We start from the raw sequence: 21,647 nt of genomic DNA on the forward strand, positions 1-21,647 counted from the left end.
TTAATATAGTTTTAGTATGATACAATTTTTACTTTAAAAAAGTGATTAAAAAAAGGAAAATTAATGACTCTACTTGATGGTAAAACCTTAAGCACTAAGATAAAAGAAGATTTAAAAATTCAAAGCAAGGCTTGTAAAGAAAAGGGCGTTGAGCCATGTTTGGCTGTGATTTTAGTAGGCAATGATAGTGCTAGTCATACCTATGTAAATGCAAAGGCTAAGGCATGTGAGTTTTGTGATATAAAGTCCTTAGTTTATAAACTTGATGAAAAGACAACTCAAAGAGAGCTTTTAGCCTTAATTAACACTTTAAATTATGATGATAGCGTTCATGGAATTTTAGTACAACTACCACTTCCTAGCCATATAAATAAGAATTTAATACTTGAAAGCATAGCTAGTTCAAAGGATGTAGATGGCTTTCATCCTATAAATGTTGGTTATTTAAATTTAGGAATTGAAAGTGGATTTTTGCCTTGTACCCCTCTTGGTGTAATGAAGCTTTTAAAGGCTTATGATATAAGCTTAGAAGGAAAAGATGTAGTAGTAGTAGGTGCTTCAAATATAGTAGGTCGCCCTATGGCAACACTGCTTTTAAATGCAAATGCAAGTGTTAGTATTTGTCATATTAAAACAAGGGATTTAAGTCTTTATACAAAGAATGCTGATATTATCATTATGGCTGCAGGTTGTCCAAAGTTATTAAAAGAAGATATGATAAAAGATGGAGTTGTTATAGTTGATGTGGGTATTAATAGGGTTAATGATAAATTAATAGGAGATGTGGATTTTGAAAATGTTAGTAAAAAGGCAAGTTTTATTAGTCCTGTGCCTGGTGGAGTAGGTCCCATGACTATAGCAATGCTTTTAGAAAATACTATAAAATCTGCTAAAAATATAGCCTTTAATGAGGTTGGTTTAAAATGAGCCGTTTAAAAAAACTTTATAATTTTTCAAATTCTTGGACAGGTACTATCATAATAGTCTTACTTGTCATTTTTTTCTTTATACAAGCTTTTGTTATTCCTAGTGGTTCTATGAAAAATACCTTGTTAGTTAAAGATTTTTTATTTGTAAAAAAATTTAGTTATGGCATAGTTACCCCTCATATTCCTTGGTTTGAATTTCCTTTATTGCCTGATTTTTTTAATAACGGACACTTAATCGAAGGACCTAGACCACAAAGAGGTGATATGGTAGTATTTAGAAATCCTCAAGATAAATCAATTCATTTTGTAAAAAGATGCGTTGGCGTTGGTGGGGATAGAATTATTTATGCTGATAAAACCTTATATGTTAGAATGAGTGAGGGCGATTCTTACATGAAAGAACATTATCCAGGGGATTTAGTTAGCTTAAAGAATGAGCTTTTTGTAAAAGAACCATTTAAGCAAAAAGGCATTAATTATGATGATAGGGTGGATATTGATGATATTATTTTTAAATTTATAAATGTTGGTGCCTTTGCTATGAAAGCAGTTGATATCGAAGGTCTTAATAGGGCTTATGAATTTGAAGTGCCAAATGATGAATATTTTATGATGGGTGATAATAGAGATCATTCTAATGATAGTCGTTTTTGGGGTGCTGTGCCTTATAGCTTAATAGTTGGCAAGCCTTGGTTTGTGTATTTATCTTTGGATGATGATTTTAGTGTTCGTTGGGATAGGATAGGTCGTTTTGTTGACACTCTTGAAAATAATGAAAAATACATAAAAGAACAAATTCAAAATGAAAAGGATTTTAGTTAACGCCACAAAGGGCGTTAATTTATTTTGTTAAAGGTATCAATAAGCCTTCATATAAGCTTTGATATACATTTTCATTTGTGAAAATTTTAGCAAGTTCTAGTCCAAAAAGAATAGCCACACCAGGTCCTGCTGCAGTTATAACATTGCCATTCTTAACCACTGCTTTATTAATCCTAGTTCCTTGTAAACCTGCCTCGCAACTTGGATAACAAGTAAATTCTCCACTTAAAACACCGGCTTCATTTAATACAATAGGTGCAGCACAAATTGCAGCTACGATTTTATTATCACTATGAAGTTTTTTAATAAGGCTTAAAATTTCTTTATCAGCCTTTAAATTTTGCATACCCTCAAAGCCACCAGGCAAAACAATACCAGCAAGCTCGTCCTTATTTACAGCATTAAGCGACATATCAGCCTTTATATAAACGTCATTTGCCCCCTTAACTAAAAGTTCGTTATTTAAGGCTACGCTAAATACTTGCAAATTTTTATCTAACTCACTAGCCCTTCTTAACACATCTATAATGCCGATAAATTCAGCCTCTTCAAAGCCTTGTGCTAAAGCAACCATAACTTTTTTCATTTTTTTCTCCTTTAAAATTTGATATCTTTCTTCTCTTTCCTTTGTCCTTTGTCTCATTTGTTCATTAAAACCAAGTATTAAAAATACTAAAAAAGAGACAAAAAACACTATAAAAATAAATTCTAAAATTTGCATTTTTTACCTTTTAAACTTAAAAATTATAGGCAAAAAAAGTTAAATTTTAAAGAAAATGCAAAGTTTTTTATATAAAATTGTTACTTATTAATTGTTTAGGATAAGTTTTGCAAGAAAAAAATTTAAAGCTTTTTATCTTCTTTGCTACTATTATTTTATGGGGTTATTTTTCCTTTCCTTATGAGCTTTTGCAAGTTCAAAAAGATTCTGTTATAGTTTATGAGTTTACTCCAAATGCTAAAATTTACTTACAAAGTTATGTAAGGACCTTGATTTTAACCCTTGGAGCAGTTCTTATAGGCTTGATTGTTGGCTTTTTACTAGCTATTTTAAAAACACTTCGTTTGAAGCTTTTAAATGTGATAATTGATGAGTATATAGATATTATAAGGGGTACTCCTGTAGTTTTACAATTAATGATTTTTGCCTATGTGATTTTTGTCTTTTTAGATAATTTATTGGTTGGGATTATAGCACTTGGCTTAAATGCATCAGCTTATATTGCAGAAGTTATTAGAAGTGGCATAAATAGCGTTGATAAAGGACAAATGGAAGCAGCTAGGGCCATGGGGCTTAATTATAATCAAGCAATGCGTTTAATAATACTACCACAAGCCTTTAAAAACATACTTCCAGCCCTTACGAGCGAGATTATCTTAGTTTTTAAGGATACTTCTGTGGTGGGCTTTATTAGCATTATTGATATAACCATGCAAAGTAAAAGCTTGCAAGCCATTCTTTATAATCCAAAACCTATAATTTTTACAGGGCTTATTTATTATATTAGCGTTAAAATTTTTAGTTTTTTAATGAGAAAGGTAGAATTAAGGCTTAAAAAAGATGATTGAAATTTCAAATTTATATAAAAATTATGGTGATTTAGTAGTTTTAAATGATATTTCAGTAAATATCAAAAAAGGGGATATAATAGCCATTATAGGACCAAGTGGAGGAGGCAAAAGCACATTTTTAAGGTGTATAAATTTATTAGAAAGACCAGATAATGGCAAGATTATTATAAATAATAAAAACATACTTGATAAAGACAATAATGTTAATCATTTAAGGCAAAAAATTTCCATGGTTTTTCAACATTTTAATCTCTTTGCAAATAAAAATGTCTTAGAAAATTTATGCCTAGCTCCAGTCACAACGGGTATTTTAAGCAAAGAAAGGGCTATTAATAAGGCAAGAATTTTATTAAAAAAAGTAGGCTTAGTTGATAAAGAAAACACTATGCCTTATAAATTATCAGGGGGACAAAAACAAAGGATTGCAATTGCAAGGGCTTTGATGATGAGCCCTGAGGTGATTTTATTTGACGAGCCTACTTCTGCACTTGACCCTGAAATGATAGGAGAGGTATTAAGCATAATCAAAGAACTTAAAAAAGAAAATTTAACCATGCTTTTAGTAACGCATGAAATGGGCTTTGCTAAAAATGTTGCAAATCGTGTATTTTTCATGGATAAGGGTAAAATTATGGTAGATGAAAGTCCAAAAGAATTATTTGAAAATCCACAAAATACTCGCTTGAAAGAATTTTTAAATAAGGTTTTAAATCATTAAATTTTTTTAAGCCTTGCTATAAAAAAGCCATCACAATACTCATTAGGCAAAATTCTTTTTGTCTTGTGAAGTTCCTTAATATCACTAATGCCATTTTTTGCCTTTATGTTTTCTAAATCTAAATCTAGTATTAAAAGCTTAAATTCACTATTTAAGGCATTTTCAATTACTTCTTCATTTTCTTCTTTTAAAAAAGTACAGGTACTATAAACCAACTCACCTCCTATTTTAAGAGCATTTAAGGCAGAGTGTAAAAGCTTTTTTTGAGTTAGACTTAAATTTTTAATCTCTTTTTTATTTATATTTTTAAATCCTGTTTTTGCCATGGTAGAACAAGGGGCGTCAACTAAGATTTTATCAAATTTTAAAGGACAAAGTTTGCCTATATTAATGCTATTTTTTAAAAAACATTTTGCGTTAATATTGTATTTTTTAATCGTTTCTTTTAGGGTAAAAAAACGTTCTTTATTTTTTTCAACACAGGCTAAATAACCTTGATTTTGCATAAAATTTGCTAAATTTACACTCTTTCCACCAGGGGCTGCACATAAATCAAGCACACTTTCACCACTTTTTACATTTAAATTTTTAGCACATAAATAAGAGGCAAAATTTTGTATATAAAAATACCCCTTATTAAATTCATCCATTTTACTTAAAATAATTTTATCATTAGACTTAAATACATAGCAAAAATTATTTATTTTTTGAAATTTTAAATTTAATTTTAAAAAGGCATTTTCTAACAAATTTGAAGTAGTTTTTAATAAATTTATAAAAATGCAAACGTTTTTTTCATTTTTAAAAGATTGCTCGATTATATCAAATTCATCTTTATTATAAAGTGATTCCAAGATAATCCCTTAATAAAACAAGGGCGGCTAAGCTATCAAGCTTACCATCCTTTTTTTTGCTTTTAAATTGCTTTAAAGTTAAGGCCTCTTTGCTTGTAAAACTCTCATCCTTAAAGATAATTTGACCATTAAATTCAAGTAAGCTTACAAAATGCTTGATACGCAAAGTCATTTCTTTTTCGCTATTCCCACCCTTTGGAAAACCAATTAAAAGCGTAGAAATTTCATATTCTTTTATGATATTTTTTATCTCACTTGCTGCTTGTTTTCTATTTTTTCTAATAATGGCAGTTAAAGGAGTGGCAATGTTATTAACCCCAAGTGCTAAGCCTATACGTTTTAAGCCAATATCTAAGCTTAGAATTTTCAATTTATCACCCTTATAAAAACCCCATCTATTTGAATTTTGCCTTCAAGTTCATACTCATAAACCCTTTGTCCAAATTTTGCTAAAGCTTGTTCAAGGCTTACTCCTTTTTTGCAAAATTCTAAAAGTTCGTCCGTGTTTTTATTTTCTACTTTTCCAAACTTAGATGCAAAATCCGTAAAATCAGCGATTAAACTGGCTTTATTTTCACTTAATAAAGCATTTGTACCCTTACTTTCATAAATTCGTTGAGGTAGCACAAATAATGGTTTATTTATCCTTATAGCCATTCTTGCACTTTGCATAGAGCCACTAATTAAATCAGCCTGTGCTATGATTATCATTTGAGAAAGTGCTATTATAAGGCGGTTTCTTAGTAAAAAATCATAAGGCTTTGGGGTGTAATTATCATAATTTTCACTAAGGGCTAGGCCTTTTTCATAAATTTCTTTTATAATGTATTCATTATTTTTTGGATAAATTTTATTAAGTCCATTTGCAAAAATGCCTATAGTATTCGGCATAGCAGCCTTACTAGCTATTATATCAACCCCAAGGGCCCCTCCACTTACCACGCAAACGCCCACATTTTTTAATAAACTTGCAAGTTCTAAAACACAATTTTTAGTATAAACACTCATTTTTCTAGAACCTATTATCGCAACCTTTGGCATATTTAAAAGGCTTAAATTTCCCTTGTAAAAAAGTTCTTTTGGAGGATTTTCTAAATTATTAAAAAGTTTTAAATAAGACTTATCAAGTTTTAAACTACTCATAAATTTCACTTAAATACACAAGTTTAATGCTATTTAAAAGTTTTTTGCTTTCTTTTAAGGCCAAGATTGTATTTTTTTTAGGGTGTGCTATGGCGATTGCAAAGCCATTTTTCTTAGCTAACATAACTGCTTCTTTAATCTGCTTTTTAATCACTGCTATATCGTTTATATCATCTAAAAAAACGTCTCTTTGAATATAACCATGACCCATTTGCTTAGCTATCTTTTCTACCTTAGAATTTGGAGTAGTAAGTGAGTCTACAAAACGCAAATTATGCTTATCAAGTGCCCTATAAAGCTTTTTCATCGCCTTTTCATCGCTAGTAAATAGGCTACCTGTATGATTATTTATAAACTTAACCCCCTTAAAATTCTTTTTTATATCAGCAATTTTTTTATTTATTCTATCTTGACTATCATTTGGGTGCAAGGTATCAAGCTTACTTTCATAATTTATAGCAGCTAAGGGCAAGTGAACCATATAAAATTTTAAATTCTTTGTTAGCTTGTGAGTATCCTTATAAAAATTATCACTTGGAAAAATAGAGGGCGTAAATTTTAAATTTAGCTTTTTAAATTTGTTGATTTGGTCTATATTTGAAATATCATCTATGATTAATACTAATTTTGGATTTTTTTTATCAATCTTAGCATTTTTGTGTTTTATGTCTTTTTGAATTTCTTCTTCAATCTTTTCATCAATTTTAATCTCTTCTACAACTTGACTTAAATTTTCATCATTATTTTCTAAGCTTATATTATTTTCTTGTATGCTTAAATTTTCATCCATTATAACTTGTTCTAATATTGAAATTTTAGAACTTTGATTAATATCTATAAAAAAATCTTGCTTATAAGTTTTATTTAAATCTAAATTTTGGTTTTTATTTTCTAAGCTTAAAGAACTTTGCGTAGTGTTTATATCTTTTAAGACTTGCTGTTTTTGATATTTAATCAATATAGCAAGGCTTAGAGCTACGCAAAGTAAAAATAAAATAGCGATTATTAATAATCGCTGAATTTTAATTAAGGTACTTTTTGACAAGTTTAATTCTTGTCTTTATCTACAAGTTTTTTAGCACTTATCCAAGGCATCATAGAACGAAGCGAACGACCTGTTTTTTCAATCAATGAATCGTTCATATTTTTTCTCTCAGCATGCATTCTAGCAAAACCAGCCCTTCTTTCAAGTATAAAATCCTTTGCAAAAACTCCATTTTGAATGTCTTTTAAAATGCCTCTCATAGCCTTTTTTGTTTCGCAAGTTATGATTTTTGGACCTGTTATATAATCGCCATACTCAGCTGTGTTTGATATAGAATAACGCATATCAGCAATTCCACCTTGATAGATTAAATCCACGATTAACTTCATCTCATGCAAACATTCAAAATACGCCATTTCAGGTTCATAACCAGCCTCAACTAAGGTTTCAAAACCAGCTTGTATTAAGGCAGTTAAACCTCCACAAAGCACGGCTTGTTCGCCAAATAAGTCAGTTTCAGTTTCTGCTTTAAAAGTAGTTTCTATAATGCCAGTTCTACCACCACCTATAGCACTTGCATAGCTTAGGGCTATATTTTTTGCATTTTTGCTTTCATCCTGTGCAACTGCGATTAAACAAGGAGTACCTCCTCCTATGCTAAATTCATTACGCACGGTGTGACCAGGTGCTTTTGGAGCTATCATTATAACATCAACTCCAGTTGGGGCTACTATTTGTCCATAATGTATATTAAAGCCATGTGCGAAGGCTATAGCCTTACCACTACTTAAATTTGGCTTAATTTCGCTATTAAAGATATCAGCTTGTAATTCATCAGGTGCTAAAATCATAATCACATCGCAAATTTTTGTAGCCTCGCTAACGCTTTTTACTTCAAAACCAGCATTAACAGCCTTATCCCAGCTTTTACTACCTTGTCTAAGACCTACCACTACACCTACCCCACTATCTCTTAAATTCATAGCATGGGCGTGACCTTGAGAACCAAAGCCAATTATTGCTACCTTTTTAGATTTAATCAAACTTAAATCACAATCTTTGTCATAATAAACCACAACAGCCATTCTTTTTTCTCCTTTTAATGTAAAAAGTAAAATTATATCAAAATAATCCCACAAAATAGATTTATTTATAAATTTCATGTAAAATTTGTTTTAAAGATAAAATTTAAAATACAAAGAATAAGCCGTGAAAGAATTTTTAAAAAGCCTTAATTTTGGTCTTTATGCTAATAAAGTCAATAACGAGTTTAAACAAATTTTAAGAGAACTTTTAGCTAATGATATCATCAAGGAATATAAAAATAAATATTATTTAAATAATGGCTATGTCTTTGGTGAGCTTGATATTACAAGTAAGGGTACGGGTTTTTTAAAATGTTTTGATGAAAGCTTTACTAAGGATTTATTGATTGAAAATAAATATTTAAAGGGGGCTGATTACAAAGATATAGTAGTTTGTAAACTTTTGCCACTTAGAAAAAAAAGACCTAGTGCTAAGGTGATTTTGGTTTTAAAAAAGGCAAATGAAAGTTCTATAGTTATTACTAAACAATACGCAAATGTTATTTTAGGAATGAATATTAAAACTGGCTTAAGCGTAGCCTTAAAGGCCTCTCAAAAATCCTTAAAAGCCTTGCCACTAGGCACAATTTTAAAAATAGAAAATGTAAATAATAACATAACGCAGGTTTTAGGGCATATTGATGATGAAAGTGTGGACGAGAAAATTTCTTTAAATTTATATAATAAAAATAGCGAATTTAATCAAACTTGCATTAACGAGGCCCTTGCAAATGGAGATAGCGTTGATGCTAGTTTTTATCCTCGTAGAAAGGATTTAAGGCATTTAGCATTTTGTACAATCGATCCCTTTCATGCAAAGGATTTTGACGATGCTATTTTTTATTCTAAGCAAGAAAACGCCCTTTATGTAGCAATTGCTGATGTTAGTGAGTATGTACATGCTTATAGTGCGATTGACAAAGAGGCTAGAAATAGAGGCTTTTCTATATATTTTCCCCATGTTGCAATCCCTATGTTGCCACATTTATTAAGTGAAAATATCTGTTCTTTAAAGCCAAATTTAGACCGCCTTGCCTTTTGCTTTAAGCTAAGTTTTGATGATAATTATAAGGTGGTTAAAGAAGAATTATTTGAAGCAATTATTAATTCTAAGGCTCGTTTTAACTATGATGAAGTAGATATTTTTTTAGAAAAAAAGCCTGATTTAAAAGAAATATCCTGGCTTTATGAACTTTTTAAAATCACTCAAATTTTAAGAAAAGAAAGACTTAAAAATGCCTTTGAATTTAGGACAAAAGAACTTAGAATGATGCTTGATGAGAATTTAGCCTTGAAAAACACAATTTACGAAGAAGATACCTTTTCTCATAATTTAATTGAAGATTGTATGCTTTTAGCAAATAAAGCAGCGGCAAAAATGATTGACATAGGCATATTTAGAAATCATTTAAGTGCTGATTCTAAAAAGATTGATAAGCTTATAAATGAACTTGCAAGTCTTGGTATAGATGTAAAATTAAAGCCAAATTTACCCGAACTCATACGAGATATCCAAACCCTGGCTGATGAGTTAAATTTAAGAGGAGAGGTGGATAAATTAATTATAAAAGCTCAAAAAAAGGCAGAATATGCAAGTATTAACGCTGGGCACTTTGGCTTAGGCTTTGATAAATATACTCATTTTACAAGCCCTATTAGAAGATATTCAGACCTTATCTTGCATAGACTTTTAAAAGCAAAATTAAAAAACGATGAAAGGCTTTTTAATTATTTGCTTTTGAATATAGATAGTACTTGTGAGAATTTAAGCGTACTTGAAAGGGAGGCTGATAAGGTTGCCTTTGATTTTATGGATAGGAAATTTGCAAGGTGGGCAAAGAAAAATATAGGCAAGAAATTTAAGGCTTTAATTATAGAAAATACTAGCGTAAATATAGCTAGATTGGATGATGATATAAGGGGGGCTGATATTATTTTAAGTGATATTAATGTAAATTTATTACAAAAAGTTGAGGTTGAAATAACACAAAGTGATATAGTAATGGCTAAAATTTTTGGTAAAATTACAAGGAATTTAACTTCGGAGGATTAATGTATAAAAAGGATCTACAAGGCTTACTTTATAAAGATGATTTTCCAAATTTCTTTGCACTTTATGGGGCTGATAATTTTCAAATAGAACTTTTTACAAAATTTATCAAGGAAAAATTTAAAGTTGATGAAAGCTTGAAAATGTACTTTGAAGAATACGATTTTAATAGGGCTGTTGATTTTTTGTCCTTGGGTTCTTTATTTAGTACTACAAAATTACTTGAATTAAAATTAAGCAAAAAACCAGCCAGTAAGGAGTTAAATAATTTAGTTGAACTTTGTAAAAAAAATAAGGATAATTTTTTTATCTTAGAACTTTATGATGAAAATTCAAAGCAAAATGATTTAGAAAAGGCATTTGAAACAAATTTTGTTCGCTTTTTTAAGCCAAATAGTCCAAGAGAGGCCATAGAACTTTTAGAATTAAAAGCAAAGGATCTTAATGTCAATGCTACGCAAAATGCCTTATTTGCCTTATATGAGATTTTTGATGAAAATTTATATCTTGCAGCTAGTGAGTTGGCTAAATTTCAAGGCTTAAATTTGGATGAAAACAATGTTAAAATCTATTGTTCTAGCGTAAATTTAGGCAGTTTTGAGAGTTTTTTTGACCTTCTTTTAAAAAAGGCTGATATTAGAATAGAACTTGAAAAAATCTTAGATAATTCAAATGAAATAGCCTTTATTAACTCACTTTACAATGAATTTTATAGGCTTTTTAAAATAGCCTTATTTGCTAAGATTAACGGCAGGGTTGATTTAAAAGAAATTCTAAACTATGCCCCGCCCCCGCAAGTTGCTAAGAATTTAAGCACTCTAGCCCTTTCTTTAAAATTAGAACAATACAAAGAAATTTTTTACATACTTTTAAAAACAGAACATAGCATTAAAACTAAGTCAAATTTAATAAAAAAAGAATTTTTAATATCCCAAATGCTTAAACTTTCTCGCTTTTTAAAAGCTTATAAATAATTTGGTGCGTCATTTGAAAAGAGTATTAAATCATTTTCTTTAGTTTGTGTTGCCAGTGTTGGGACAAGTTCGCTTTTATCATTAAGTATAATATTTTTAATATTTAAGTGTTGTTTAAAAATACCAGCATTAATCCTTGCACTAATTATAGCCATATCAAAGCACTCATTTATAATCTTGCAAAGCCTTATATTTTCTTCTTCTTCAACCTCTATTATACCAGGGGTTACAAGTACTCTTTGCCCCTTATTATAATCTTTACACATCCTATAACTTTCACTCATCCCAGCAAAATTCCCATTAAAGCCATCATCTATAATAAATTTTGGATTTTTAGCAATTACTTGCAAGCGGTGTTCAACAGGGTTTAGTTTTGAAATTTTTTCACTTAAATTTATTATATTTAAGCCAAGTTCTTTAGCACAACATATACAAGCACATAAATTTTGAGCGTTAAAGGTACCTAAAATATGGCTCGTAAAATGATAGATTTTATCAATTATCATAGAAAATTCTAAACTCTCAAGGCTAGAATTTGCCTTTGTTAATTTTGTATCATAAATTATTATATTTTCACCTTCGCTAAGCTTTGTACTAGAATGGACAAAGGCCTTTTTTAATCTCTTTGATTGCAAGGCTTCAAGCTTTGTTTTTCTTATATTTTCAACGCTTTTAAAATATTCTAAATGAGCCTTTCCAATCTCACCTATAATGCAAAAATGAGGGTTTAAAAATTTAGTTATTTCTAAGATATCACCTTTTAATCGAGCCCCGGCCTCTACTATATAAATTTGAGTATCAGGTTTTAAATTTTCATTAATATCTTTTATTATGCCAAGTAAGGTATTTACACTTCGTGGTGTTTTTTGTACTAAAAAATCATCTTTTAAAAGTTCGTATAAAAAATTTTTTATACTAGTTTTTCCAAAACTGGCTGTTATTAAGATGATTTGCAAATCTTTAAAAATATAAATTTTTCTAGCCCTTTTTTTATAATAAGCATTTAATAAAATATCATAAATTTTTAAAAGTATAAAAGATAGTGGCAAGGTAGGGGTTAAAAAATACAAAGAATAACTAAGGGCTAAATAGCTAAAAATAGCACTTAATATTATTAAAATTATAAAAAAAACTATAACCTTTTTTGTAAAAACTAGCTTTTTGTCAAGCTTTTTATGCCAAAAAATAAGACCTAGGCAGTTTATTAAAAGATAGATTAAAAGTATAATTTGATTAAAAGCAATAAGACTTATAAAAATCAAGCAAGGTACGATTATAAAATATAAATGCAAGTAAAAATTATGATAATGAAAGATAATGCGTTTAAATTTATATGAATACCATTGCAAGGCTAAGATAAGGTAAAATCCTAGGCTTATATTAAATAAAAATGAATTTATTATTTGCATTATAGCCCCCTAATCTTGTCGCTTATAAATTTGCCTTCTTTTAAAAAGAAGAAGTGGTCTCCTTCTAAGGCATAAAAGGTACTATTTTTTATAAGTGAGTGAATTTTTTCTCCACTACTAAGTGGGGTTGCCTTATCATATTTTCCCCAAAAAATAAGGGTTATTGCTTTTTGATTTTTAAAAAAATCTTCGAAGTTTTCATCCACTATTTTTTTAAAAATTTCATACATTAAGGGACTTAAATTTGCCCCGTCCTTGCTTACAAAAAATTTATAAAAATGAGAAAAACCTAGTTTTTTTAAGAATTTAAATATCTTTATTTTTAAACGCACTTTAAGGCTTTTTTTTACCACTATGCCAGCACTTGAAAGAAGAATTAATTTTTGATTTTCTTTACATAAAAGCGTAGCAATCTTACCTCCATAAGAATGACCTATGAAAATATCAATATCAAATTTTTTTGACTTTAAAAATTCATTTATGATATTTACATAATCCTTGCTAACTATTATTTCTGCAACGTTTGATTTACCAAAGCCAGGCAGGTCTAAATAAATATGAGTATAATCTTTTAAATACTTGCTAAATGCTTGTTGCATTAATTCTTTATTTGCCCCCCAGCCATGCAAAATAAGAATTTTTTTTTCTTGATTTGGATTTTTTAATTCATAAGAAAGATTATATATGTGATTATTATATAAAATGCTTGTACTAGCCAATTTAAACCTTTTTATTATAGATATTTTCTAATAAATTTAAAGCATCTTGTAAACGTTCAAATTCTTTCATACTAAGCATTACAGCTTCAAATTTATTATTTTTTAAAATAACTAATTTTCCACTTTCACTTTTTTTAAGCTTATCAACAATACTACTAAAATTTCGCACCAATTCAGTAGCCGTATATATTTCATCCTGTTTAAAAGAAAGCATTTTTTTTCCTAAAATACATAAAATTTCGTGTAAAATTTAGCGTATTTTCACTTAAAAAGCTATAATTTTCCTTTTTGTCCGTTTATAGAATGTAAAAAAGAATAAGAAATTTCTATTTTTTCTTCATTTTTAACGCTTTTTGCTAATCTTTCTAAGATTTGATTAAAATCCTTAAATAAATAATTTGCAAGTGAGCCTGGATTTGGGTTTATTTCATTAAGATAAACTTCATTATCAAGCACGAAAAAATCACATCTTATAAGTGCTCCTTTAAATAAAGGATTATAAATTTTTTTAAAGCTTTGCCTTAATTTTTCTTTTAAACTCTCACTTATATCAGCCTCAACCACTTCACTACTATTTGAAAAGCTATAATACTTTTGTTCAAAGTCTAATAATTCCTTTTTATGTGGTTCTTCTATAATAGAAAAAATAAACTCATCATCCACCATGCACCCTGCTAAATTATATTCTTTTATATTGCTTTTAAATTCTTCAACTATGATATCAGTGTCAAATTCAAAGCCCACATCCTGAGCATAATTAAATTCTATATCATCTTTTAAAACCGAAATTCCTATACTACTTCCAAGTCTAGCTGGTTTTAAAATGCAAGGATAATTTATCTTTGGCAAGGCTTGATTTTTTCTTAACATTACATAAGGCAGGGTTTTAACGCCAACATTTTTAGCATAAAGTTTAGTTAATTCTTTATTAAAGGATAAAACACTAGCCTCCATTCTAGGACCTATGTATTTAAGTGAGTAAAATTCGCATAAAGCTGCTATTTTTCCATCCTCTCCGTCTTTTCCATGTATTAAATTTATAATACAATCAAAGCTTAAATCATTTGTACCAAAAAGGCTTTTTGAAAAAAAGCCACCTTGTTTTAAAAAGAGTTCTTTTTCTTTTTTATAAGCATTTGAACTAAATATTTTAGCGTTTAATTTTTCTTTTGGAATTTCATAAAATTTTCTATCTTTATCACAAAATACAAAGCAAAGTTCATTATTTAAAATTTTTTTTAACACCACAGCACTAACAATGCTAATTTCATGTTCGTACGAATTTCCACCAAAAAGTATAAGATATTTCATTTTTTTCCTTAGGCAAGTTTTTTAAGGGCTTCTTTTATAAGCTCACTAGTATCTTTTGACTCACAAGTTGCAAGCACAGAAAGAATTTTATCTTGTTTAAAGCCTAGACTTAATAAGGCTTGATAAGCCTCGTGTTTATCATCGCTAATACTTTCTATTTTTTTCATATCTCCAAGTTCGACTATAATGCGTTTTGCACTTTTTACACCAATGCCAGGTACCTTTTTTAAAACAGATTCATCGCCTAAGGCTAGGGCCTTATAAAAGGAATTTGTATCAAGGCTAGAACAAACTGCCATTGCAGTGCTAGTTCCTACGCCATTTACTTTTAAAAGCATTTCAAAAACCTTTTGTTCATCCTTATCTAAAAAGCCAAAGAATTTATTAGAGTCTTCTTTTATTATTTGAGTGATTAAAAGCTCGATTTTTTCATTAATTTTTAATTTTGAAGAACAAAACAAAGATATAAAAACGCCATAACTTACGCCATTTTGACATTTAATAACAGCAAAGGTAGGTTCTTTTTTAGTGATTATGCCTTCGATTGCGACAACCACGAAAGCACCTCCTCTTCGTACTCTACACTCTTTTCAAGCACTATAAATTCTTGATTATCCATTTCTTGCTTTTTTAACCCTATGTATTTAAAATTCTCATTAGCAGAAGAGGCATAAAAAATATCTTCCTTTGGTTCAAGCAGACTAAATCTAATCTCGCACATTTCACTCCATTTTCCACTTTTATTAATAAAGGTAGCCTTGACAAGTTCATCTTGCAAACTTTTAAATTCATCATAAAATTTATTTTTTTCTTCTAAAAGTGCCTTTTCATCGCTTTGAGTTTTTATAAAATCCTTTTTAAGTAATTGATAATCCCTTAAAATCTTTTTATATTGTATAGGAATTTCTTGCTTAAAGGTTTGTAATTCTTGCATTTTTTTCTGTATAGTTATGATATTTGATTTATTTGCTAAAAGATTTTGTTTTAATATCAAGCATCTTTTATTAAGCTTTAAAATTTCATCGTGTAATTTTGTAAGAATTTGTTCGTAATTTTTTTCTTGGGTTTTAATCTTAGCGTGAAATTTATTATTTTCCCCTTCAAATTTTTCAACTACAGCATTTTCAAAAAAGGTGCAAAAATTATTATGAGTAAGTGTATCAATATAAATTTTATCAGCTATGATATTGCCCCCTAAGCTCTTTTTTATCTTAACAATCCTAGCCTTAATGGTACCATTTTCAAGTAAGTCTATATTTACAATATCCCCTTCTATATAACCTCTATGCGTTTTTATATAGGCCTCATTTTTTGCATAAAGTTTAGCCTTAGTATGTGTGGTCCCATCGATATTTAGCTTACTTGCCCTTAAATTTGTATTACCAGCCACGCTACCTGCGACATTTAATTCCTCGCATTCTATACCAACGCCAGAATTTACAGCATCTTGCATATCAGAAAGCAATCTTATATTAATCTTAACATTTTTATCAAGCCCAGCCTTAATAATGCCAACCGTTTTAAAATCCACACTTCCAAAATCAATAGTATTTGCTATATCAAAGCTATTAGCATTTTCGGCAACATAGCCCTTTTTTTGCGAAACATAATCTACATATCCATCATTTTGTATAGGTTTTAAATTTTCAGAACAAGAAAAATTTGTCTTGCTTTCAGCAGGTTTTGCAACCTTTAAAAAATGTAAATTTAAACTCTTTCCAGGGCTTCCATCTTTTTGTTGAATATGTCTTAGTATAGTTTCATTTTCATTAACCGCTATAATGCCTGATAATTTCTCATCAAGGGTATAATCTTGTACTTTTTCTTTATAAAATAATATTAGCCTTTCACTTTGACTAGGTACTAAATCAATTCCTCTTGCAACTATTAGTTGAATTTTTTCATTTATAGGTGTGTGTTGGTGTTTAGCAACTGTGTTAAAAAGATTTTGTTTAAAATCAAAAAAGCGAATCCCTAAGAAAAATTTTAGTTTAATAAGCTTTTTATAAATTGTTTGTATAAGGTCTAAGATAAGATTATCATGGTATTTTAATTTAGTAAAATCAATCTGTACCACTATTCTAGTAATATTTTTATTTGCACTTAAACGAATGGCATTTGAAACTTCATCAATGCCTTTTCTTTGAAAAAATTTTACCTTATAATTTTGTTGAATATGCAAATCTTCTTTTAAAAATACTTCATCCTTTTCAAAAAATGCTAAATCTTTTTCGCTTATTTCTTCCCATTGTGGTGTGGTACCGAAACGATAATGTGTATCAAAAGAAAGCACATTAAAATCAACCTCTTCTACCTTTATATCAAGTTTTTTAGCAACATTAAAGATATCTTTATAAGGATTTTGTGTATTTATGGTTACTGTTTCTGGCAAATTTGCTCCATTTAAAAATAATTTTAAAATATATTATACTTAATATTATACTTAATTTTAATCAATTTTAGATAAAATACAAAAATATTTTTTTACGATTAATTTATAATGAAAAGTGTTATTTTTAAAAATTTTCTTATCAATGCATCAGGCATTTTATTTTCTAGAATTCTTGGACTTGCAAGGGATGTTTTACTCGCCCTTTTTTTAGGGGCAGGTTTATTTAGTGATATTTTTTTTGTAGCTATAAAAATGCCAGCATTTTTTAGGCGAATTTTTGCAGAAGGGGCCTTTGGACAATCTTTTTTACCAAATTTTGTAAAGGCTAAAAAAAAGGGTGCTTTTTGCTTTCAAGTACTTATTCAATTTGGTATTGTGGTGTTTTTATTTTGCCTTTTAGTTAGTTTTTTCGCCTCTTTTTTTACTAAAATTTTTGCCTTTGGTTTTGACGAAAATACCATAAAACTAGCCGCCCCTCTTGTTGCAATTAATATTTGGTACTTATTTTTTATCTTTTTAGTTACCTTTTTAGCAGCTATTTTAAACTATAAACAAAAATTTTTTATAACCTCTTTTTCGGCATCTTTATTTAATCTAAGTATAGTAATAGCAGCCTTTTTTGTTGATAAAAATGAACCTAATCAATCGCTTTATTATTTTTCCTATGCCACTGTTTTAAGTGGGGTAGCCCAGTTAATATTGCACTTAATGGTACTTCGTTCAAATTTAGTTATTAAAGCAATGTTTTTAGCAATGAAATTTAAAACTAAGACAAAATTAAATAATTTTTATGCAAATTTCTTTCACGGGGTGCTAGGTTCTTCAGCTACGCAGTTAAGCTCTCTTTTAGATACTACAATAGCAAGTTTTTTAATTACAGGCAGTATTTCTTATTTATACTATGCTAATCGCGTTTTTCAACTTCCACTAGCCCTTTTTGCAATAGCCATAACTCAAGTTTCCTTTCCTAAAATTTTAAAACACTTAAAAAATAAGCAAGAAGATTTAGCCTTAAATTTTATGCAAAAGGCCTTTGCAAGTTTGAGTATATTATTAATAATTTCAAGCATAATAGGCTCTGTTTTTTCCTTAGAAATTTCAAAGCTTTTATTTGAAAGAGGAAATTTTAACGAAAAAGATAGCCTTTTAACTGCTTATGTATTAATAGCCTATTTAATAGGGCTTTTACCCTTTGGTTTACAAAAACTTTTTTCCTTATGGCTTTATGCTAGATTTAAGCAAAAAATAGCAGCCCTCATAGCCTTTAAGGCCCTTGTTTTATCCTTTCTTTGTTCGATTTCATTAATCTTTTTAATAGAAGATGAACACTTAAAGGTTTTAGCCGTAGCCCTTGCTAGTTCAATATCAGCTTTTTATCTACTTTTTGCAAATATAAAAGAATTTGGCTTTAAACAATTTTTATCGATATTATCTTTTAAATGGGTTTTTATTGGCGTTTTGGGCTTAATTTTATTTGGGCTTTTACTTTTTTATTTAAAAGGTGTAATTTTATTTATGTTAATATGTTGCTTTGATTTTATAAAAGGAATGTTTTAATGAGGCTTTTTGATAGCGTTAGCAAGGAAAAAATTAATCTAAATCAAAAAGAAGTAAATATCTATCTTTGTGGTCCAACCGTTTATGATTTATCACATTTAGGACATGGAAGAAGTAGTGTTTGTTTTGATTTATTGCACCGTGTTTTATTAGCCTTAAATTATAAGGTAAATTTTGTTAGAAATTACACTGATATTGATGATAAAATTTTAAACAAAATGCAAGAAAGCAATAAGTCCTTAGAAGAAATAACTGAACTTTATATAAAAAAATATGAAAGTGATATGGCTAGTTTAAGGATTTTAGAACCAAGCAAAAAGCCAAGGGCTACGCATTTTATAGGGCAAATGTTAGAATTGATTAAGGACCTTGATAAAAGGGGCTTTGTTTATAAATTACAAGATGGAATTTATTTTGATACAAGCAAAGATAAGGCTTATTTAAGTCTTTCAAAAAAGCCCTTAGATAATACTAAAACGCGTTTAGAACAAGAAGTTAGCAAAAAAAATCCAAGCGATTTTGTTTTATGGAAATTTGATGAAAATTTTTATGAAAGTGAGTATGGCAAAGGAAGACCTGGTTGGCATAGTGAGTGCGTGGCTATGATTTTAGGCATTTTTAAAAATACTCTTGATATACACGCAGGAGGGGCAGATTTATTTTTTCCTCACCATGAAAACGAGGCAGCCCAGTGTCGTTGTGCTTATGATAAAAATTTAGCAAAAATTTGGCTACATAATGGCTTTGTAAATATCAATGGAGAAAAGATGAGTAAAAGCTTAAATAATAGCTTTTTTATAGAAGATGCCTTAAAATCAAATTTAGGAGAGGTGTTAAGACTTTATCTTTTAAGCGTTCATTATAGGGGGCATTTTAATTATTCTTTGCAGGATTTAGAACTTAGCAAAAAAAGACTTGATAAGATATATAGACTTAAAAAAAGATTAGAACTTAAAGAACTTGAGGATTTTCCTATACACTCAAATTTTAAAAGCCAAATTTCACAAAATATCTTAGAGGTTTTGCAAGATGATTTAAATATCTCAAAGGCCTTAGCCTTGCTTGATGATTTTATTATAAATGCAAATTTAAGCCTTGATAAGAATCAAAAAGATATAAAAGAAAAATTACAAGATGAATTTAAGGAAGTAGCTAAAATTTTTGGACTTGGCTTTTTGGACCCTGTTTTTTATTTTCAACATGGAGTAAGCAAAGAGGAGATTAAGTGTATAGAAGAACAAATTCTACAAAGAAAGTTAGCAAAAGAAAACAAAGAATATACAAAGGCTGATTTAATAAGAGATAATTTAAAACAAAGGGGCATTTTATTACTAGATACTAAAAATGGCACTATTTGGGAGAAAGATAATGTGTAAAACAATGAGTTTGCTTGAAATTTTATCGCGTTTTAAGCCTTTTTATAAGCAATATTGGTTTTATTTTGTCTTAGCTATAATAGGTATGTTACTAGGGGCAGGAGGTACTGCTGGAAGTGCCTATGTATTAGAACCTATACTAGATAAAGTTTTTATAGAAAAAAATGAAGCTTTGCTTTATTATATCCCTTTTTTAGTGGTTATTGCATATTTTGCTAAAAGTTTTGGCGTTTATATGCAATCTTTTTATATCTCTTATATAGGCACAAATATTTTAAAAACATTACGTGAAAAGGTCTTGCAAAATTTATTAAACCTTGATATGAAATTTTTTAAACAATACAGAAGTGGAGAATTAATAAGTCGTTGTACAAATGACATAAACGCACTTCAAAGCATAGTTTCAAATATCATACCTGATTTATTTAGAGAAAGCATAACTGCCATAGGACTTTTAGCCGTAGTTTTATATCAAAGTACTACCCTAGCGTTTTTTGCCCTTATTATTTTGCCCTTAGCAATATTGCCTTTAATGTTATTTGCAAGGCATTTAAAACGTTATGCAAGGAAAATTCAAGAAAAAAATTCAGACCTTTTATCTCGTTTAAGTGAAATTTTTACAAATATCGAACTTATCAAGGCAAATAACGCCCAGCTTAAAGAAAGTATGAAATTTAATACCCAAAATGATATGTTTTGTAAATTAAATTTAAAAAGCATTAGAATATATAATCTTTCAAGTCCCTTAATGGAAACCGTGGGTTCAATAGGCATCGCTATAGTTGTTATAATTGGCGGAAAAGAAGTTATTGAGGGTAATATGAGCGTAGGGTCTTTTACAAGCTTTACAAGTGCTTTATTTTTAGCTTATACGCCTATAAAAAGGATATCAAATTTATACAACCAGTTTCAAACGGCCATTAGTGCAAGTGAAAGAACCTTTTATTTGCTTGATTTGAGACCTGAGATTAAGGGTGGTGAAAAGCAGTTAAATAATATTGAAAAACTTGAATTTAAAAATGTAAATTTTGCATATGATGAGAATAAAGAAGTGCTAAAAAATGTAAGTTTTGATTTTAAAAGGGGTGAAAGTTTTGGTCTTGTTGGACCTAGTGGAAGTGGAAAATCTTCAATAGTTGGTTTGATTTTACATTTTTTTGAAAAACAGGGTGGTGAAATTTTAATAAATAATGAAAGATTAGAAAATTTTAGCCTTGAATCCTTGCGTTCAAAAATTTCTTTAGTTACCCAAGATATTTATATGTTAAATGATACAATAGCAGCAAATGTAGCATTTAGCGAGAATTTAGATGAAGAAAATGTTATAAAGGCTTTAAAACTTGCAAATGCCTTTGAATTTGTGGAAAAAATGGGTGGAATTCACACTCAACTTTTAGAAAATGCTAAGAATTTAAGTGGAGGTCAAAAACAAAGAATAGCAATAGCTAGGGCACTTTATAAAAAGCCTGATTTATTAATATTTGATGAATCAACTTCTGCCCTTGATAATGAAAGCGAAAAGGCCATTGTAAGAACCATTGAAAATCTTAAAAAAGAACATTTGATTTTAATCATAGCCCATAGGTTAAGCACCATTGAAAAGAGTGATAAAATCGCAGTTTTAAAGGATGGGAACATTTTAGCTATAGGAAATGATGAAGAACTTTTGCAAACTTGCACGCTTTATAAGCAATTTAAAAGTAAAGATGATAATTTAAGTTAAATTTGGTTAAAATCCTAGCCAAAGAAAA

At 29.0% G+C, this 21,647-nt stretch carries 21 protein-coding genes; 9 read left to right on the plus strand and 12 right to left on the minus strand.

All coding sequences use genetic code 11. The features are described from left to right. Positions 1 to 63: 63 nt before the first annotated feature. Together folD and lepB are read left to right on the plus strand one after the other, a co-directional pair. On the plus strand, positions 64 to 927 hold the full coding sequence (gene folD / locus FMM56_RS07960; RefSeq protein ID WP_150140380.1) for a bifunctional methylenetetrahydrofolate dehydrogenase/methenyltetrahydrofolate cyclohydrolase FolD: 864 nt from the start codon (positions 64 to 66) through the stop codon (positions 925 to 927). Then, complete coding sequence (gene lepB / locus FMM56_RS07965) at positions 924 to 1,751, plus strand: signal peptidase I (RefSeq protein ID WP_150140382.1); 828 nt, start codon at positions 924 to 926, stop codon at positions 1,749 to 1,751. Before folD ends, lepB begins: the two co-directional genes overlap by 4 nt. 19 nt (positions 1,752 to 1,770) lie before the next feature. On the opposite strand, the gene FMM56_RS07970 is transcribed toward lepB, so the two are convergent. After that, the gene (locus FMM56_RS07970) at positions 1,771 to 2,337 is read right to left on the minus strand and encodes a DJ-1 family glyoxalase III (RefSeq protein ID WP_150140456.1); all 567 of its coding nucleotides are present in this window, start codon (positions 2,335 to 2,337) and stop codon (positions 1,771 to 1,773) included. 242 nt (positions 2,338 to 2,579) lie between these two features. Between FMM56_RS07970 and FMM56_RS07975 the strand changes: the two genes are divergently transcribed. Both FMM56_RS07975 and FMM56_RS07980 read left to right on the plus strand, forming a co-directional pair. Continuing rightward, positions 2,580 to 3,320 (plus strand): amino acid ABC transporter permease, encoded by a 741-nt coding sequence (locus tag FMM56_RS07975; RefSeq protein ID WP_150140384.1) that lies wholly within the window; start codon positions 2,580 to 2,582, stop codon positions 3,318 to 3,320. Continuing rightward, positions 3,313 to 4,041, plus strand: a complete 729-nt coding sequence (locus tag FMM56_RS07980; protein WP_150140385.1) for an amino acid ABC transporter ATP-binding protein — start codon at positions 3,313 to 3,315, stop codon at positions 4,039 to 4,041. Before FMM56_RS07975 ends, FMM56_RS07980 begins: the two co-directional genes overlap by 8 nt. Here the strand turns inward: FMM56_RS07980 and FMM56_RS07985 are convergent. From FMM56_RS07985 to ilvC, 5 genes are read right to left on the minus strand one after another with little or no spacing between them, the layout of a single operon-like run. Beyond that, positions 4,038 to 4,901, minus strand: coding sequence for an RsmB/NOP family class I SAM-dependent RNA methyltransferase (locus FMM56_RS07985; protein WP_150208301.1), 864 nt, complete (start codon positions 4,899 to 4,901; stop codon positions 4,038 to 4,040). The genes FMM56_RS07980 and FMM56_RS07985 overlap by 4 nt on opposite strands. Continuing rightward, complete coding sequence (ruvX, locus tag FMM56_RS07990; RefSeq protein WP_150140389.1) at positions 4,879 to 5,265, minus strand: Holliday junction resolvase RuvX; 387 nt, start codon at positions 5,263 to 5,265, stop codon at positions 4,879 to 4,881. Before ruvX ends, FMM56_RS07985 begins: the two co-directional genes overlap by 23 nt. After that, a complete protein-coding gene (locus FMM56_RS07995; RefSeq protein ID WP_150180451.1) occupies positions 5,262 to 6,038 on the minus strand; it encodes a DNA-processing protein DprA in 777 nt (258 codons plus the stop codon). Before FMM56_RS07995 ends, ruvX begins: the two co-directional genes overlap by 4 nt. Continuing rightward, positions 6,031 to 7,083, minus strand: coding sequence for a divergent polysaccharide deacetylase family protein (locus FMM56_RS08000; protein WP_150208304.1), 1,053 nt, complete (start codon positions 7,081 to 7,083; stop codon positions 6,031 to 6,033). The genes FMM56_RS07995 and FMM56_RS08000 overlap by 8 nt, the downstream gene beginning before the upstream one ends. Before the next feature lie 2 nt (positions 7,084 to 7,085). Then, positions 7,086 to 8,108: a ketol-acid reductoisomerase gene (ilvC, locus tag FMM56_RS08005; protein WP_150140395.1), complete on the minus strand. Its 1,023-nt coding sequence runs from the start codon at positions 8,106 to 8,108 to the stop codon at positions 7,086 to 7,088. 124 nt (positions 8,109 to 8,232) lie between these two features. Between ilvC and FMM56_RS08010 the strand changes: the two genes are divergently transcribed. Both FMM56_RS08010 and FMM56_RS08015 read left to right on the plus strand, forming a co-directional pair. Continuing rightward, positions 8,233 to 10,161: an RNB domain-containing ribonuclease gene (locus FMM56_RS08010; RefSeq protein WP_150208306.1), complete on the plus strand. Its 1,929-nt coding sequence runs from the start codon at positions 8,233 to 8,235 to the stop codon at positions 10,159 to 10,161. Beyond that, positions 10,161 to 11,132, plus strand: coding sequence for a DNA polymerase III subunit delta (locus FMM56_RS08015; protein ID WP_150208308.1), 972 nt, complete (start codon positions 10,161 to 10,163; stop codon positions 11,130 to 11,132). The genes FMM56_RS08010 and FMM56_RS08015 overlap by 1 nt, the downstream gene beginning before the upstream one ends. Here FMM56_RS08015 and FMM56_RS08020 read toward each other — a convergent pair. Genes FMM56_RS08020 through FMM56_RS08045 form a run of 6 tightly spaced genes read right to left on the minus strand, consistent with a single transcriptional unit; the run spans position 11,123 to position 16,963 of the window. Continuing rightward, positions 11,123 to 12,541 (minus strand): Mur ligase family protein, encoded by a 1,419-nt coding sequence (locus tag FMM56_RS08020; RefSeq protein WP_150208310.1) that lies wholly within the window; start codon positions 12,539 to 12,541, stop codon positions 11,123 to 11,125. The genes FMM56_RS08015 and FMM56_RS08020 overlap by 10 nt on opposite strands. Continuing rightward, positions 12,541 to 13,260 (minus strand): alpha/beta fold hydrolase, encoded by a 720-nt coding sequence (locus FMM56_RS08025; protein ID WP_150208313.1) that lies wholly within the window; start codon positions 13,258 to 13,260, stop codon positions 12,541 to 12,543. Before FMM56_RS08025 ends, FMM56_RS08020 begins: the two co-directional genes overlap by 1 nt. Position 13,261: 1 nt before the next feature. After that, the gene (locus FMM56_RS08030; protein WP_150140404.1) at positions 13,262 to 13,474 is read right to left on the minus strand and encodes a type II toxin-antitoxin system Phd/YefM family antitoxin; all 213 of its coding nucleotides are present in this window, start codon (positions 13,472 to 13,474) and stop codon (positions 13,262 to 13,264) included. 59 nt (positions 13,475 to 13,533) lie between these two features. Then, the gene (locus FMM56_RS08035; RefSeq protein WP_150140406.1) at positions 13,534 to 14,571 is read right to left on the minus strand and encodes a D-alanine--D-alanine ligase; all 1,038 of its coding nucleotides are present in this window, start codon (positions 14,569 to 14,571) and stop codon (positions 13,534 to 13,536) included. Between the two features lie 8 nt (positions 14,572 to 14,579). After that, positions 14,580 to 15,128 carry a Holliday junction branch migration protein RuvA gene (ruvA, locus tag FMM56_RS08040; protein WP_150140408.1) on the minus strand — a complete coding sequence of 183 codons (549 nt, stop codon included), beginning with the start codon at positions 15,126 to 15,128 and terminating at the stop codon, positions 14,580 to 14,582. Beyond that, positions 15,104 to 16,963 carry a flagellar assembly protein A gene (locus tag FMM56_RS08045; protein WP_150208315.1) on the minus strand — a complete coding sequence of 620 codons (1,860 nt, stop codon included), beginning with the start codon at positions 16,961 to 16,963 and terminating at the stop codon, positions 15,104 to 15,106. The genes ruvA and FMM56_RS08045 overlap by 25 nt, the downstream gene beginning before the upstream one ends. Positions 16,964 to 17,071: 108 nt before the next feature. Between FMM56_RS08045 and murJ the strand changes: the two genes are divergently transcribed. Genes murJ through FMM56_RS08060 form a run of 3 tightly spaced genes read left to right on the plus strand, consistent with a single transcriptional unit; the run spans position 17,072 to position 21,619 of the window. Then, positions 17,072 to 18,520, plus strand: a complete 1,449-nt coding sequence (gene murJ, locus FMM56_RS08050; RefSeq protein WP_150208319.1) for a murein biosynthesis integral membrane protein MurJ — start codon at positions 17,072 to 17,074, stop codon at positions 18,518 to 18,520. Continuing rightward, positions 18,520 to 19,896, plus strand: coding sequence for a cysteine--tRNA ligase (gene cysS / locus FMM56_RS08055; RefSeq protein WP_150208321.1), 1,377 nt, complete (start codon positions 18,520 to 18,522; stop codon positions 19,894 to 19,896). The genes murJ and cysS overlap by 1 nt, the downstream gene beginning before the upstream one ends. Beyond that, a complete protein-coding gene (locus FMM56_RS08060) occupies positions 19,889 to 21,619 on the plus strand; it encodes an ABC transporter ATP-binding protein (RefSeq protein ID WP_150208323.1) in 1,731 nt (576 codons plus the stop codon). Before cysS ends, FMM56_RS08060 begins: the two co-directional genes overlap by 8 nt. Positions 21,620 to 21,647 lie beyond the last annotated feature (28 nt).

The sequence above is a fragment of the Campylobacter sp. LR264d genome, assembly GCF_008633895.1.
Lineage (GTDB): Bacteria > Campylobacterota > Campylobacteria > Campylobacterales > Campylobacteraceae > Campylobacter_D.